Annotated in this window: 13 protein-coding genes; 8 read left to right on the top strand and 5 right to left on the bottom strand. The window is 66.1% G+C overall.

Annotated elements, in window-relative coordinates:
• Positions 1-25: 25 nt before the first annotated feature.
• The gene (locus OG203_RS28405) at positions 26-1,537 is read right to left on the bottom strand and encodes an ATP-dependent DNA ligase (RefSeq protein ID WP_405160316.1); all 1,512 of its coding nucleotides are present in this window, start codon (positions 1,535-1,537) and stop codon (positions 26-28) included.
• Positions 1,538-1,630: 93 nt separating this feature from the next.
• Between OG203_RS28405 and ramB the strand changes: the two genes are divergently transcribed.
• Complete coding sequence (gene ramB / locus OG203_RS28400) at positions 1,631-3,037, top strand: acetate metabolism transcriptional regulator RamB (RefSeq protein WP_357385222.1); 1,407 nt, start codon at positions 1,631-1,633, stop codon at positions 3,035-3,037.
• 10 nt (positions 3,038-3,047) lie between these two features.
• On the opposite strand, the gene OG203_RS28395 is transcribed toward ramB, so the two are convergent.
• Positions 3,048-3,572: a hypothetical protein gene (locus OG203_RS28395; RefSeq protein ID WP_405160315.1), complete on the bottom strand. Its 525-nt coding sequence runs from the start codon at positions 3,570-3,572 to the stop codon at positions 3,048-3,050.
• A gap of 165 nt (positions 3,573-3,737) precedes the next feature.
• Positions 3,738-4,970, bottom strand: a complete 1,233-nt coding sequence (locus OG203_RS28390; RefSeq protein WP_405160314.1) for an MFS transporter — start codon at positions 4,968-4,970, stop codon at positions 3,738-3,740.
• Positions 4,971-5,045: 75 nt separating this feature from the next.
• Here OG203_RS28390 and OG203_RS28385 point away from each other — a divergent pair, with 75 nt between their 5' ends.
• Complete coding sequence (locus tag OG203_RS28385) at positions 5,046-5,888, top strand: TetR/AcrR family transcriptional regulator (RefSeq protein WP_405160313.1); 843 nt, start codon at positions 5,046-5,048, stop codon at positions 5,886-5,888.
• A 74-nt stretch (positions 5,889-5,962) separates the two neighbouring features.
• On the opposite strand, the gene OG203_RS28380 is transcribed toward OG203_RS28385, so the two are convergent.
• The gene (locus tag OG203_RS28380; RefSeq protein WP_405160312.1) at positions 5,963-7,789 is read right to left on the bottom strand and encodes an acyl-CoA dehydrogenase; all 1,827 of its coding nucleotides are present in this window, start codon (positions 7,787-7,789) and stop codon (positions 5,963-5,965) included.
• 369 nt (positions 7,790-8,158) lie between these two features.
• Between OG203_RS28380 and urtA the strand changes: the two genes are divergently transcribed.
• Genes urtA through OG203_RS28350 form a run of 6 tightly spaced genes read left to right on the top strand, consistent with a single transcriptional unit; the run spans position 8,159 to position 13,698 of the window.
• Positions 8,159-9,397 carry an urea ABC transporter substrate-binding protein gene (gene urtA / locus OG203_RS28375; protein ID WP_405168032.1) on the top strand — a complete coding sequence of 413 codons (1,239 nt, stop codon included), beginning with the start codon at positions 8,159-8,161 and terminating at the stop codon, positions 9,395-9,397.
• A gap of 49 nt (positions 9,398-9,446) precedes the next feature.
• Positions 9,447-10,331 carry an urea ABC transporter permease subunit UrtB gene (gene urtB, locus OG203_RS28370; protein WP_405160311.1) on the top strand — a complete coding sequence of 295 codons (885 nt, stop codon included), beginning with the start codon at positions 9,447-9,449 and terminating at the stop codon, positions 10,329-10,331.
• Positions 10,328-11,476, top strand: a complete 1,149-nt coding sequence (gene urtC, locus OG203_RS28365) for an urea ABC transporter permease subunit UrtC (RefSeq protein WP_405160310.1) — start codon at positions 10,328-10,330, stop codon at positions 11,474-11,476. Before urtB ends, urtC begins: the two co-directional genes overlap by 4 nt.
• Complete coding sequence (gene urtD, locus OG203_RS28360) at positions 11,473-12,300, top strand: urea ABC transporter ATP-binding protein UrtD (protein WP_405160309.1); 828 nt, start codon at positions 11,473-11,475, stop codon at positions 12,298-12,300. Before urtC ends, urtD begins: the two co-directional genes overlap by 4 nt.
• The gene (gene urtE, locus OG203_RS28355) at positions 12,300-12,992 is read left to right on the top strand and encodes an urea ABC transporter ATP-binding subunit UrtE (protein ID WP_405160308.1); all 693 of its coding nucleotides are present in this window, start codon (positions 12,300-12,302) and stop codon (positions 12,990-12,992) included. Before urtD ends, urtE begins: the two co-directional genes overlap by 1 nt.
• A gap of 10 nt (positions 12,993-13,002) precedes the next feature.
• The gene (locus OG203_RS28350; protein WP_405160307.1) at positions 13,003-13,698 is read left to right on the top strand and encodes a GntR family transcriptional regulator; all 696 of its coding nucleotides are present in this window, start codon (positions 13,003-13,005) and stop codon (positions 13,696-13,698) included.
• 122 nt (positions 13,699-13,820) lie between these two features.
• Here OG203_RS28350 and OG203_RS28345 read toward each other — a convergent pair whose 3' ends face one another.
• Positions 13,821-14,693, bottom strand: coding sequence for a nuclease-related domain-containing protein (locus tag OG203_RS28345; protein ID WP_405160306.1), 873 nt, complete (start codon positions 14,691-14,693; stop codon positions 13,821-13,823).
• Between the last annotated feature and the right edge of the window lie 246 nt (positions 14,694-14,939).

The following is a 14,939-nucleotide window of genomic DNA, read 5'->3' as shown; positions in this document are numbered from 1 at the left end:
GGGGCGCTCTCGCTCGGCGGATAGCTCAGGGTAGGAGGGCGCGGACGGTGTCGATGGTGTCGGCTTCGGTGGGGTCCTTGTCGGGGCGGTAGCGGACAACGCGGGCGAAGCGGAGCGCGACGCCGCCGGGATAGCGGGGGCTGACCTGCACTCCGTCGAGAGCGATCTCGACGACGAGTTCGGGCAACAGGTAGACGGTGTGTTCGTCGCGCGCGCGTTCGTGGCGCGGGAATTCGGCTGTCTGCCATTGCAATAGGACGTCGGTGAGGCCCTTGAAGGTTTTGCCGACCATGACCGGATCGCCGGTTTCCGGGTCGCGGGCGCCGAGGTGCAGGTTGGACAGGTAGCCGGTGCGGCGGCCATAACCCCATTCGGCGCCGAGGACAAGCAGGTCGAGGGTGTGCGTCGGCTTGATCTTCTGCCAGGCCCGGCCGCGCCGGCCCGCCGCGTAGGGCGCGGACAGCGACTTGACCATCACGCCTTCGTGGCCTGCGGCGAGCGCACCGTCGAAGTACTCGGCGGCCGCTTCCTCGTCCGGCCGGATCAGCGCGGGGATGCTCTGCGCGGCAGCCACTTTCGTGAGCGCGGCGCGGCGTTCGGACAGCGGCGCGTCGAGCAGATCCGTGCCGTCCAGGTGCAGGCAGTCGAAGAAGTACGGGTGCAGCAGCAATTCCCGGGTTGAGCTCACCTCGGCGAAGCGGCTCATCGTCTCCTGAAACGGGCGCGGGCGCCCGGCATCGGTGAGCGCCAGGGTTTCACCGTCGAGCACCGCGCTGGTGCAGTCGAGCCCGGCGACCAGCTCGACCAGTTCCGGCACGCCCGCGGTGATATCGCGCAGCGTCCTGGTGAATACCCACACCCGCGAACCGTCGCGATGCACCTGGATCCGCGCGCCGTCCATCTTGATCTCGACGCTCACGTCGCCGTCGAACTCGGCGAGCGCCTCATCCAGCGTCGCACCGGGCGAGGCGAGCATCGGCTGGATGGGCCTGCCGACCTCGAGCCTGAACTCGCCGAGCGCCTCGATACCGCCGGTCAACGCGGCGATCGCGGTCACCGGCAGCTGACCGGACAGCATGTAGGCCCGGCGCACCAGCTCGACCGGCACCTCGGCGGCCACGGCGACGGCCTCGCTGACGATCGCGGTGAGCGCCCCCTGGCGCAGCTCGCCGGTGAGCAGGCGTAACAGGAACGCCTGCTCGTCGGCGGTCGCGGCGGTCCACAGCGCGGTGAGCAAGGCTTTGCGCCGCGCGGCCGAGCCGGTGCCTGAGGTCTCGGCCAGGTCGGTCAGTGCGGCATCGACCGCCGAAACCGTCAGCGTCGCAACGATTGCCGGGGTAGTGTCCACCGCGGTGAGGGTGCGCCACCCCGTGCCGATCCGCCCCTGTCGTAGCTCGCCGGATGCCCAGGCGACCACCGGCGCGAGTTCGTCCGGCCCGGCGGCGGTCAACAGCTCGGCGAAGGTTGCGATCTTCGTCTTGCGTGACCTGGTCGCGCGGACCGTCTCCGAAGCCTGGACGACATGCGAGAACAACACCCGTCGACGGTAACGCCTGCCTGTGACATATAGCTCAGCACTACTGCTAATTCCCCCTTGGCACGGTTGCGAAAACGCCCATAAACTGGACACATGGCCAAGACTTACGTCGGGGCGCGGCTTCGTCAGCTGCGGACCGAACGGGGGCTGAGCCAGGTCTCACTCGCCCAGAAGCTGGAGATCTCGGCGAGCTACCTCAATCAGATCGAACACGACGTGCGCCCGCTCACCGTCCCGGTGCTGTTGCGGATCAGCGAGGTGTTCGGGGTCGACGCGACCTTCTTCTCCTCCCAGGACGACACCAGGCTCATCGCGGAACTCCAAGAGGTCGTGATGGACCAGGAGTTGGGCATCGAGGCCGACACCCAGGAGATCGCGGACATGGTGTCCGCGCATCCGAGCATGGCGCGCGCGCTGGTCAACATGCACAACCGCTACCGCAACACCTCCGCCCAGCTGGCCGCCGCCACCGAGGACCGGTTCGCCGACGGTTCCGGCAGCGCGGCGATCAGCAAGCCGCACGAGGAGGTGCGCGACTTCTTCTATCAGCGGCAGAACTACATCCACGAATTGGACACCGCGGCAGAGGAACTCACCGCGCGCATCCGATTCCACGGCGGCGACGTGAACAGCGAGGTCGCGCGGATACTTCGCGCGCACGATGTGCGGATCGTCGAGCGCATCGATCTCGGCGAGGGTGTACTGCATCGCTACGACGAGGACACCCAGCGGCTGGAGATCGCGCCGCATCTGTCCGGCGGTCAGCGCACCTTCAAACTCGCCGCCGAGCTCGCCTACTTCGAGTGCGGCGATCTGCTCGAAAAGCTGGTCGAGGAGGGCAATTTCGCCTCCGAGGACACCCGCAAGCTGGCGATGCTCGGCCTGGCCAACTACTTCGCCGCGGCAACGGTGTTGCCCTACACGCACTTTCACGAGGTCGCCGAGGACTTCCGCTACGACATCGAGCGACTCTCGGCGTTCTTCACGCAGAGCTATGAGACCATCTGCCACCGGCTTTCGACGCTGCAGCGGCCCAAACTGCGCGGCGTCCCGTTCTCCTTCGTCCGGGTGGACCGGGCCGGAAACATGTCGAAACGCCAGTCCGCCACCGGTTTCCACTTCTCCGCCAGCGGCGGCACCTGCCCGCTGTGGAATGTCTACGAGACCTTCGCCTACCCGGGCAAGATCATGACGCAGATCGCCCAGATGCCCGACGGCCGCAAATACCTGTGGGTCGCCCGCACCGTGGAACGCCGCGCCACCCGTTACGGCCAGCCGAGCAAGACCTTCGCCATCGGCCTCGGCTGCGAACTGCGGCACGCGGGCCGGGTGATCTACGCCGACGGCATCGACCTGGACGAAGTACAGCCAACCCCTATCGGCGCGGGTTGCCGTGTCTGCGAACGTCTCAACTGCCCGCAGCGCGCCTTCCCGCCCCTCGGCAAGGTCCTCGACATCAGTGAGCACCGCAGCTCGGTCTCCCCCTATGTACTGAAGTAATCCCGGCGAGTCAGCGCGGCAAGGGCTCCGCGCAATCCTCGGAGAAGATCGCGACTACGCAATCGGTCGCCTGCGCTGGATCGATGTGCAGCCGACGATCAGGCCCCAGCGCGCAGAAGGTCATGGTGCCGGTGTGGTGGTCGGTGTCGAACCGGAGCGGATCAATATCCACCAGCATCGGTGACACCGAAATGTATGCGGCCAAACGGACTTCGGGCAGCTCGTGGTGTGCCTTGTGCAATGCGGACCAGGCGAATGCCGCGCCGCGTCGTAGCAACAGCGGCACGCACGCCTCTCCGCTGTCGGCGATGTCGAAATCCGGCACACCACGGCCGTTTACGGCGATCTCGTAGTCGATTGCATTGCGGTGCCCGCGATCTCCGTGATAGCTCGCATACCAGCGCCGCAGGAGCACCGTGTCATCGAGGATCAGCCAGCCGCCCTCGGCGACGGCACGCAGATCGGACAGCAGATCGGCTTCGGTGATGGTGTCGAGCAGATCGGGCCCGGCGATCCGGATAGCTTCCGAGCTCATCCACGCCACGACGTACCCGCCTGTCGTCCGAGCGGGCTCGTCCTGGCCTGAGCTACTGAGCGCGTCACGAGAGGCATCGTATGTTCGGCTTTCGGTCCGACGGCGAAGGCCGACATCGCGTTTCCGCGATGTCGGCCTCAACCGTTTGTTTGACGCAGCGTCATCTCACGCGGCGGCCAGTGCCCTCCGTTGGATGCGCAGGCCGACCATGGTCATGGCCAGTGCGATGACCAACAGCGTGGCCAGGGTCCAGGCCAGGGCCGAAAAACCATGCGGGGCAGCGGCTGCCGCGACGATCGGGCCCACCGTGGCACCGACGTAGAAGCTGAACATCGCGACCGACATTGCGGCGGCACGGGATTCGCCGCCTAGTTCGCCCGCGCTCTGCAGCACGGCGGGGCCGATGACGCCGAGGCCGCCGACGAGGACGGCGAGCAGGATGGTCAGGACTGCCAGGTGTGAGCCCTCGAAGGTGGCCGCCACCATCGCGGCGGCCGCGACCAGGACGCCGAGCATGATCTGGTAGTGCTTGGTCAACCTGGCCAGCGGGATGGCAAGCAGCGGCAGCGCAACCATCACCGGGAGGGCGCCCGCACGCAGGGCGAGCAGTTCGCCGGAACCCTTGACCACGCCGGTGAGTTCGAGACCGGTGTAGACGCCGACCATCACCGCCATGCTCATCGAACCCGCGACCAGCATCGGCAGCAACGGGCGGATGCGCAGCACCGCGGGGATCGCGGCGTAGCTGTGCCGCAGCGGACGATCGCGCCCGGTCGGGGCGTCATCGAGCATCACCCGGCGCAGCACGACCGCGAGCACAACGAAGACGACGGCCGAACCGATGAACATGGTGCGCCACGGGAACGAGGCGACCACGGCCTGCGAGACGATCTGCGCGATCACCGTCGCGGCCAGGAACGAGGTGGCCACCGACATGGTCGCCACGGCGCGATGCGCTGGCGTGATGCGAGTGGCGACGTAAGCCATGATCGCGGGCGGAATGGATCCGACGACCAGGCCCTGGACGATCCGCAGGGCGACCGCGACCGGCGCGCTGAACGCCAGGCCGGTCAACAGGGTTACCGCTGCGGCGACGACCATGCCGGTCATCAGGACCCGGCGGTGTCCGTAGCGATCCGACAGTGGGCCGAAGAGCACGAAGCCGCCCGCATAACCGAAGGCGAACGCGCTGATGATCCAGGTCATCACGCCCGAGCCGACATTCCAGTCCGCTTTCATGGCCGTGAACAGGGGAATAGGGATGTACATCTGGCCGGTCGCGAGCAGCGCGGACAGCACGAAAACGGGCACGGTGCGCGCGGTGTGTGCACGCGGGGATGCGCTCTGAGTGGGCGCGGCGGCCGGAGTACCGGTCAGCGGAAGGGTCGGCGTTGCCATGGGGATGACACTAGAACTGCGACAGATCGGTTGTCAACCAAATAGTTGGTTTAATGCGATGGTAAACTCGCGGTCATGACCGCCACGATGAAGCGCAGCGACGCGACGAAACAGGCGCTATTGCGAGCCGCGCGTGCCGAATTCGCCGAATACGGCCTGGCCGGGGCTCGGGTCGATCGCATCGCCGAGGCGGCTGGTGTGAACAAGGAACGCATCTACGGCCTGTTCGGCAGCAAGGACAAGCTGTTCGACGTCATCCTGATCGACACCATGCGCGAGTTCATGGACGTGGTCCAACCCTTGACCGAGACCGACCCGGGCAGGTACGTCGGCAAGCTGTTCGACTACCACAACAACCACCCGCAACTGCTGCGGCTACTGCTGTGGGAGGGCCTGCATCGCGGCGTCGACGCACACGACATCGACGGCTGGCGCGCGCAACACTATGAGCAGAAATTCGACAGGGCCATCGAACAATTCGGCGTCGACGCGCAGTACGCCGGACGGTTGCTGCTCGCCCTGTGCGGCATGTCCAACTGGAGCCTCGCCGTGCCGCAGACCACCAGGCTGCTGCTCGGCAACGCCGCCGAGGACAAGGACGCGACCCGCGAGTTCATGCAGGAATTCGCCAAGGCGGCGATGCGCAATTTCCCGCCAACGATGAAGACGAACGCGTCGGTATCGCCACCGGAAACCACACCGGTCAACGACTTGACCACCTCGGATGATCCGTCCACCAGGGTCGACCGAGCCGCGCAGCGTCTGCGCGAGGCCCAGGCAGCGGCCGACGCGGCCCGCGATGAACTGGCCGCCGCCCTGCGCGACGCGCACACCGAGGGCGCCAGCGCCAACCAGCTTGCCCGCGAGGTCTCTGGCACGCTGTCGCGCCCGGTGGTGCTGAAGCTGCTCGCCGACTGAACACCCCCGAAACCGAAGGCGTCCCGCACCCGGTCGAGCCGAGTGCGGGACGCCGTCGTCATGGCCGCGCGGTGTCAGAACGCCGCTTCGTCCAACTTCATGATGTCGTTGTCGATCGCGGCGATGATCGCCACGTTGGCGGTCAACTGCGGCAGCACGTTCTTCGCGAAGAAGCTTGCGGCAGCGACCTTTCCGGTATAGAAAGCCCGATCCTTCTCCGGCGCTTCGGCAGCAAGCGCGGCGGCCGCGATCTCGGCCTGTACCAGCAATCGCCAGCCGATCAGCAGGTCGCCGACCGAGAGCAGGAAGCGCACCGAACCGAGGCCGACCTTGTACAGCTCGGCCGGTTCCTGCTGGCCCGCCATCAGGAAGCCGGTCAGCGTGGTGGCCATCGCCTGCACGTCGCCCAAAGCCGTACGCAGCAGCTCGCGTTCGGTCTCGAACCGGCCGCTCTTCGTGTCGAGGAACGCGGCGATCTGCCCGGTGACGTGCCCGATCGCCACCCCCTTGTCCCGAATGATCTTGCGGAAGAAGAAGTCCTGCGCCTGAATGGCGGTGGTGCCCTCGTACAGCGAGTCGATCTTGGCGTCCCGGATGTACTGCTCGATCGGGTAGTCCTGCAGATAACCCGAACCGCCAAGTGTCTGCAGCGATTCCGTCAGGTACTGGTAGGCCCGCTCGGAACCGACACCCTTGACGATCGGAAGCAGCAAATCGTCGACCCGGTGCGCCAATTCGGCGTCAGCGCCCGAAACCAGCTGCGCCACATCGGGATTCTGATGTGCGGCGGTGTACAGATACACCGCACGCATGCCCTCGGCGTACGACTTCTGCAACGCCAGGCTGCGGCGCACGTCCGGATGCCGGGTGATCGGCACACGCGGTGCGGCCTTGTCGGTCATCTGCGTCAGATCGGCGCCCTGCACGCGCTCTTTGGCGTACTCGAGCGCGTTCAGATACCCGGTGGACAGCGTGCCGGTGGACTTGATGCCGACCACCATGCGCGCGTTCTCGATCACCTGGAACATCTGCGCGATGCCGTTGTGCACGTCGCCGACCAGCCAGCCGACCGCGGGCACGTCGCCACCGAAGGTCAGCTCACAGGTGGGTGAGGACTTCAGGCCCATCTTGTGCTCGAGATTGGTCGCGTACACGCCATTGCGGGCGCCGAGCGCCAGCGTCTCGGCATCGAACAGGAACTTCGGCACGTAGAACAGCGAAAGACCCTTGGTGCCTGGCCCTGCGCCCTCGGGGCGGGCGAGCACCAGGTGGAACATGTTCTCCGCGGTGTCACCGACATCGCCGCCGGAGATGAAGCGCTTGATGCCCTCGATGTGCCAGGTGCCGTCGGGCTGTTCGATCGCCTTGGTGCGGCCCGCGCCGACGTCGGAGCCAGCGTCCGGCTCGGTCAGCACCATGGTGCCCTGCCAGCCGCGTTCGTAACCGTCGGTGGCCCAATGCTTTTGCTGGTCGTTGCCGACGTTGTAGAGCACCGAGGCCATCACCGGGCCCATATTGAAGAAGGTCGCCGCCGGGTTGGCACACATGATCATCTCCTGGACGGCCCACACCACCGCGGCGGGCGCGGGCGAGCCGCCCATCCCCTCCGGCAGCCCGAGCCTGCTCCAGTCGGCCTCGCGCACGGCCGTGATGGTCTTGCGCAGCACGTCCGGCACCGTGACGGAGTAGTTGGCCGGATCGAACGCCACCGGATCGCGGTCGGCGGGCGCGAAGGACTCCGCGATCGGCCCCTCGGCCAGCCGCTTCACCTCGGCCAGGATCTCGCGCACGGTATCGGAGTCCAGATCGCCGTAGGCGCCCGTGTCGAGCAGCTTGTCCAGCCCGAATACCTCGAACAGATTGAACTCGATATCCCGCACGTTCGCCTTGTAGTGACCCACGACGGTCCTCCCAAGTTTCGGCCGTTTTGACGATGTACAAACGCAGCCTGCCGTACGGACACGACGCTACGCAACCGTAGGCTGCGCGCCGTCTCACCGGCGTTCACCAGACGGTAACCGCAAACGTTCACACGCTCGAAACACAGGCAACGGACTCGTCACCGAGAGATATTCCGGCGCAACAACTTCTGTCTAACGTTCGCACCACGAATACACCGCATGTATACAGCCCGGTCGACAGCTTTGACCGGGGCAAAGGCGGAGGTATTCGCCGCGGTGCACGTCGCGCCGCCGAACTACCTGATGAAGTGAGAAGGGTCCCGCCCCATGTCAGATTCCCGTGCCATCCATCGACACCGCTCCGTGCGCATGGTCAAGGTGATGGCGGTACCTACCGCAGTGGCGCTCGCCAGTTTGTTGCTGACCGCCTGTGGCGCCAAGGACGACGCGTCAACTACCGGCTCGAACGCCGCCTCCTGCGTTGACACGTCGAAGGACTCGATCAAGATCGGCTCGTTGCACTCGCTGTCCGGCACGATGGCGATTTCCGAGGTCACCGTCGCCAACTCGACCAAGCTGGCGGTCGACCAGATCAACGCCGCGGGCGGGGTCCTCGGCAAGAAGATCGAGCTGGTGCTCGAAGACGGCGCGTCGGACCCGAAGACCTTCTCCGAAAAGGCCGAGAAGCTCATCAGCTCCGACTGCGTTGCGGCGGTGTTCGGCGGCTGGACCTCGTCGAGCCGCAAGGCGATGAAGCCGAAGTTCGAGAGCCTGAACTCGCTGCTCTACTACCCGGTGCAGTACGAGGGCCTGGAGGACAGCAAGAACATCTTCTACACCGGCGCGACCACCAATCAGCAGATCATTCCGGCACTGGACTACCTGAAGCAGAAGGGCATCACGTCGCTCTACCTGGTCGGCTCCGACTACGTCTTCCCGCAGACCGCCAACCGCGAGATCAAGGCGTACGCCAAGGCCAACGGCATCGAGATCAAGGGCGAGGACTACACCCCGCTCGGCTCGACCGACTTCTCCACCATCGTGAACAAGGTGCGTAATGCCAAGGCGGGCGCGGTATTCAACACTCTCAACGGCGACTCGAACGTGGCGTTCTTCCGTGAGTACACCAACGCGGGGCTGAAAGCCGCTGAGATGCCGGTGGTTTCGGTGTCCATCGCCGAGGAGGAGGTCGCTGGTATCGGCGCGCAGAATGTCGCGGGACAGCTGACCGCGTGGAACTACTACCAGACCGTCGACTCGCCGGTGAACAAGAAGTTCGTCGCGGACTACAAGGCGGCGTTCGGCGCGGACAAGCCGACCTCGGACCCGATGGAGGCCGCGTACACCTCGGTCTATCTGTGGAAGAACACCGTGGAGAAGGCGAAGTCGTTCAAGGTGGCCGACATTCAGGCCGCGGCCGATGGCGTGACCTTCGAGGCGCCCGAGGGTCTCGTCACCGTCGACGGCTCGAACCATCACATCACCAAGACCGCCCGGATCGGTGAGATCCGGCCGGACGGGCTCATCTACACCGTGTGGGACTCGGGCAAGGCCGTGACGCCGGACCCGTACCTGAAGTCCTATGACTGGGCCGCGGGCCTCAAGTAGTAATCCTTGAACACGCCGCGCCCGCGCGGCCAATAACACAGGAGTCCTTGTGGACGTCGTGATCGGCCAGCTCTTCACGGGGCTGAGTCTGGGATCAATTCTGTTGCTCGCCGCGCTCGGGCTGTCGCTGACCTTCGGTCAGATGGGCGTGATCAATATGGCGCACGGCGAGTTCATCATGGCCGGGTGTTACACGACTTATGTTGTGCAGAAGGTCATTTCGTCGGCCGGTATATCGCTGGTGGTTTCGCTGCTTGTCGGCTTCCTTGTCGGTGGTCTGCTCGGCGCGGCGCTGGAGATGGGCCTGATCCGCTGGATGTACGACCGGCCGCTTGACACCCTGCTTGTCACCTTCGGTGTCGGGTTGGTGCTGCAACAGCTCGCCCGTGACATTTTCGGCGCGCCCGCCAAGAATGTCGTTGCGCCGCAATGGCTCAGCGGTGGTGTCACCATCCTCGGCGCGGTGGTGCCGAAGAGTCGTATCTTCATTCTCGTGCTCGCGGTGGCCGCGGTGATCATCCTGGCGACGGTGATGAAGACGACGCCGATGGGTCGTCGCATCCGGGCCGTCGTGCAGAACCGAGGGCTAGCCGAAACCAGTGGTGTATCAAGTCGTTTCACCGATATCAGCACGTTCTTCATCGGCTCCGGGCTGGCCGGGGTCGCCGGGGTGGCGCTCACGTTGATCGGGTCGACCAGCCCGACCATCGGGCAGAGCTATCTGATCGACGCCTTCCTCGTGGTGGTGATCGGCGGGCTCGGCCAGATCAAGGGCACGGTGATCGCGGCATTCGCGCTCGGCCTGCTCAACTCCTACATCGAATACTCGACCACCGCGTCGATCGCGAAGGTCATCGTGTTCGTCGTCATCGTCATCTTTCTCCAGGTCCGTCCGCAGGGTCTGTTCACTGTCCGCACAAGGAGTTTGGCATGACCACGCTGGTAGAACGGTGGCGCGCACACTCGACATTAACCGCGGTGGGCGGCTTCGGTATCGCCGCGATCCTGTTGTTCGCGGTCGCACCGGCCGCGCTCAGCGACTTCCGGCTGAATCTGCTTGCCAAGTTCCTGTGCTTCGCCATCGTCGCGGTGGGGATCGGATTGGCTTGGGGCCGAGGGGGAATGCTCACGCTGGGTCAGGGGGTGTTCTTCGGCATCGGCGCCTACATCATGGCGATGCATCTGCAGATGGCGGACGCGTCGCGGCTCGGCAACGATGTGCCGGAGTTCATGGAGATCTCCGGTATTCGCGAATTGCCGTCGTTCTGGCGGCCTTTCGCGTCCGGTCCGGTGGCGCTGATCGGCATCCTCGTGCTGCCTGCGCTGGTGGCGGCGGTGCTCGGCTACGGCGTGTTCAAACGCCGGGTCAAGGGCGCCTACTTCGCCATCCTGAGCCAGGCGCTGGCGGCGGCGCTTGCGATCATGCTGACCGGGCAGCAGGCGATCGGTGGATTCACGGGGTTGTCCGACTTCCGCGCCTTCTTCGGGTTCAAGCTGTCCGATCCGGCGAACCGGAAGATGCTGTTCTTCATCGCGGCGGGCACGCTGCTCGTTGTTGTCGCGCTGGTGCGGCAGCTGATGCGCAGCCGGTACGGCGAATTGCTTGTCGCGGTGCGTGATCAGGAGGAGCGGGTGCGCTTCCTCGGGTACGACCCTGCCAACGTGAAGATCGTCGCGTATGTGGTCGCGGCGTTCTTCGCGGGGATCGCCGGTGCGCTGTTCACGCCGATCGTCGGCATCATCTCGCCCGCCGATATCGGCGTGGTGCCGTCCATCGCGTTCCTCGTCGGTGTCGCGATCGGCGGCCGTAACACGCTGCTCGGCCCGGTGCTCGGCGCGATCGGGGTGGCCTGGGCGCAGACCGCGTTCTCCGAGGAGTTCCCGTCCGGCTGGACGTATCTGCAAGGCGTGCTGTTCATCGTGGTGATCGGCTTTATCCCGGCCGGGCTGGCCGGTGTTTGGCCGATGCTGAAAGGGTTGCTGGACAGCAGGTTCCGTCACCCCGCGCCGATCACGCCCGCAGCGATCGCTCTCGAATCGCAGCCCGAGATCGAGCCGGAGAAGGTGGAATCGCGATGACCACAACCGCATCCGAGCCGAGGCTCGGCGGCAATGCCGGAATGTCGAGCGAGTACCTCGAAATCCGTGGCCTCTCGGTGAGTTTCGACGGATTCAAGGCGGTGACCGATGTCGATATCACTGTGCTGCAAGGCGATCTGCGTTTTCTGATCGGCCCCAATGGCGCTGGCAAGACGACGCTCATCGACGCGATCACCGGCTTGGTCTCGGCGACCGGATCGGCACAGAAGACCGGCGTCGAACTGCTCGGCAAGAAGGTGCACCAGATCGCCAGGCTCGGCGTCGGCCGCACCTTCCAGACGGCGAGTGTGTTCGAGCAGCTCAGCGTGCTACAGAATCTCGACATCGCCGCGGGTGCCGGCCGTTCGGCGCGCACCATGCTGCGCCGTCGAAAGTCGGTGCTGCCCGCGATCGAGGAGGCGCTGGAGATCACCGGGCTCGGCGACCTGCGGGACCGGCAGGCCGGTGTGCTGGCGCACGGTCAGAAACAGTGGCTGGAGATCGGCATGCTGCTTGTACAGAACGCGTCGGTACTGCTGCTCGACGAGCCGGTCGCGGGCATGAGCGCCGAGGAGCGCGAGGAGACCGGAAACCTGTTGCGCCGCATCGGTGGTGAACGCATCGTCGTGGTGGTCGAGCACGATATGGACTTCATGCGCGCGTTCGCCAGCTCGGTGACCGTGCTGGCCGGGGGCAAGGTGCTCAGCGAGGGCACCGTCGAACAGGTGCAGGCGGATCCGAAGGTGCAGGAGGTCTATCTCGGTACCGCCGCCGCGATCGGAACGGCCCTCGAAGACGAAACAACCGTGCAGGAGTCCGTCTGATGCTTGAGCTCATCGATATCCACTCCGGCTACGGCCGGACGGAGGTGATTCACGGTGTGTCGGTGACTGTTCCGGACGACAGCGTTGTCGCCATCATGGGACACAACGGGGCGGGCAAGACCACGCTGTTGCGTACTGCGGTCGGGCTGATCGGCACCAAGTCGGGGCAGATCAGGTTCGACGGCGAGGCGATCGCCAAGCTGTCCCCGTCTCGGCGGGTACGCCGCGGCCTCGCGTATGTGCCGCAGGGCCAGCAGAGTTTCCCGCAGTTGACCACCGCGGAGAACCTGCAGGTGGTCGCCGACGGTCGCAAGCGCGGCAAGGCCTTGATCGACGAATCGCTCGATCTGTTTCCCGCGCTGCGGGAACTGTTGGGCCGCAAGGCCGGTCTGCTCTCCGGCGGGCAGCGCCAGCAGCTGGCCATCGCTCGCGCGCTGATCACCGAGCCGAAGCTGCTCATCCTCGACGAACCCACCGAGGGCATCCAGCCGTCGGTTGTCGCCGAAATCGAGCGCACCATCATCGAGGTGACGCGGCGCGGTGGGTTGAGCGTGCTGCTGGTCGAGCAGCACATCGGCTTCGCGCTGCAGGCCGCGCAACGCTATTACATCCTGGCCTCCGGTCGGGTCACCTCGACGGGCGAGGGCGGCGCGGGCGCGGAGGCCGCGGTCCGCTCGGCGATGGCGATCTGAGCTGGCCGCCATGCCGCACGGCGGGCGGATTCCGTTGCGCGAGCGGGTGTATCACTCGCTGCGCCGGGATCTGGCCGCCGGGGTCTTCGTGCCGACCGAACGGCTCGGCGAGGAACGTCTCGCGGACATCTACGGGGTGTCACGCACCCCGGTACGCGAGGCGCTCGCCCGGTTGCAGGCCGACGGGCTGGTCGAGCGGCGCTCCGACGGGCTGCACCCGTACCGGCCGCGGCTCGACGAACTCGGCCACCTGTATGAATTGCGAATCGTGCTAGAGGCAAGAGGAATTCAACGCGTTGGCACCGAAGATGCCAGTCCCGCACACGATCTCGACCTGATTCGGGCCGAGCTCGAGACCTGGCACGCGCTGCGCGCCAACCCACCCGAGCCTGGCCCCGCGCTGGTCGCCGACGAGCATTTCCACACCACCCTGTTGGCCGCCGCGGGCAATACCGCACTGGCAGAGGCACTCGCCGCGGTGCACACGAGGGTGCGCCCGGTCCGCACCCTGGATGTGCCGACCCCGGAGCGCATCGCCACCATGACCACCGAACACATCGCGATCGCCGAACAACTCCTGTCCGGCAACGCGAAAGGGGCCATGCACACCCTCATCACCCACATCGACATCTCCCGCGCCCACGTCCTGGCCCGCACCCAGCGCGCCCTCGAACTGACGAAACTCGCTCGGGCCGTGCGTGATTGAAGGTGGCCCGGCTGAAGTGCCGCCGTCATTCCGGCGGCGGTCGGAATCGCGTGGCGACTCGTGGACATATGCCGCGATCCGTTGCCCGCCGAACAGGCTGGGGCCGTGGGTAATTGGACCGCTCAGCAACTCTGCTGGAACGGCCAGCAGGTGGTCGGGTGATACGGCGGTGGGGTGGGGGTCGGGCTCGGCGTGCTGGTTTCCTGCGGCTTGGGATGGGAGGAGTCGTGCACGAGGGAGTTGGCGATCATCCCGATGACCGCGATCATCCCGATGACCGCCAGGGCGACGACGGTCCACCCGGCGTATGAATGCCGTTTCGTCGCGACACCTGGCGTCGGCTCGACCCGCGGCTTGGGTGGGCGCGCGATGACGCTCGGGGTCTCCTGCGCGACCTGCTCGAACCCGGCGGCGACCAGGTCGGCGCGCGATGGTGCGAGGTCGGCAAGGCCGAGCGCGGTGCAGTCACCGATCACCCGGTCGGCGGTCCACTTCCGTGGTCCGGCCGAGAAACCTTCGAGGTAGATGCGCAACTCGGTGGCGTCGGCGACATTGCCGACAACGACATCGAGGCCGGGCCGCAGGTTGGTGCGCGACGGCCGCACCACCGCGCCGCGGAACGGGATGAGCACGACGGCGCCGCACACATGCCCCGGGTCGAGCAGTGCCCGCTCGAGCGTTGTCTTCACCGTGGCGATGCCGTGTTCCAGTCGATCGGACGGGCTGCCGGACGGTTCGTCCAGGTCCGCGTCGGCATCGCTGATCTTCCACGGGCCGTCGGCGGCGATGCTGAGAATGCCGCTCTGCCTGCGCCGGAAGCCTTTGACCTCGAGCACCGTCAGTCCGCGCGGCGTCCAGATCACCGCGTCGATCTGCCGGTCGCCGACCTGTAGGTCGATCATGGCGAGGGCGGCCGACGGGTAGGAGCGCAGGCATTCGACGAATTCTTGTTCGGCACCGGAGAGCTGTGCCCCGGGCTTGACCCTCACCAGCATGTCGAGCTCGTCCGCCTCTCCACGTCCGTCAGGCCGTACTAGCTGCGCGCCGCGTACGCCGCGCTGCCTGCCTGCGATCGAGTGCATGGCGAGCTCTGGGTGCCCCCACGAGTTACCCATCTCCGCACGAAATCGATCGTAACGGTGTAATCGCCAGCGTGCGCAGGCAATTCGGCACCGCACCGGCCGGTGGACCATTTAGTGTCGGTCACGCCCTCGATTCGGCGCGTACTCGCCGGTAGGCTG

Source organism: Nocardia sp. NBC_01499 (genome assembly GCF_045040275.1).
Taxonomy (GTDB): domain Bacteria; phylum Actinomycetota; class Actinomycetes; order Mycobacteriales; family Mycobacteriaceae; genus Nocardia.
The sequence above is the reverse complement of the archived record's forward strand: the minus strand, read 5'-3'. Positions and strand labels throughout refer to the sequence as shown.

Coding starts and splice junctions, on each gene's coding strand:
- urtE (WP_405160308.1), top strand. CDS start 12,300: ATGCTTGAGCTCATCGATATCCACTCCGGCTACGGCCGGACGGAGGTG.
- urtC (WP_405160310.1), top strand. CDS start 10,328: ATGACCACGCTGGTAGAACGGTGGCGCGCACACTCGACATTAACCGCG.
- OG203_RS28345 (WP_405160306.1), bottom strand. CDS start 14,693: ATGCTGGTGAGGGTCAAGCCCGGGGCACAGCTCTCCGGTGCCGAACAA.
- OG203_RS28390 (WP_405160314.1), bottom strand. CDS start 4,970: ATGGCAACGCCGACCCTTCCGCTGACCGGTACTCCGGCCGCCGCGCCC.
- urtD (WP_405160309.1), top strand. CDS start 11,473: ATGACCACAACCGCATCCGAGCCGAGGCTCGGCGGCAATGCCGGAATG.
- OG203_RS28385 (WP_405160313.1), top strand. CDS start 5,046: ATGACCGCCACGATGAAGCGCAGCGACGCGACGAAACAGGCGCTATTG.
- urtA (WP_405168032.1), top strand. CDS start 8,159: ATGGTCAAGGTGATGGCGGTACCTACCGCAGTGGCGCTCGCCAGTTTG.
- OG203_RS28350 (WP_405160307.1), top strand. CDS start 13,003: ATGCCGCACGGCGGGCGGATTCCGTTGCGCGAGCGGGTGTATCACTCG.
- ramB (WP_357385222.1), top strand. CDS start 1,631: ATGGCCAAGACTTACGTCGGGGCGCGGCTTCGTCAGCTGCGGACCGAA.
- OG203_RS28395 (WP_405160315.1), bottom strand. CDS start 3,572: ATGAGCTCGGAAGCTATCCGGATCGCCGGGCCCGATCTGCTCGACACC.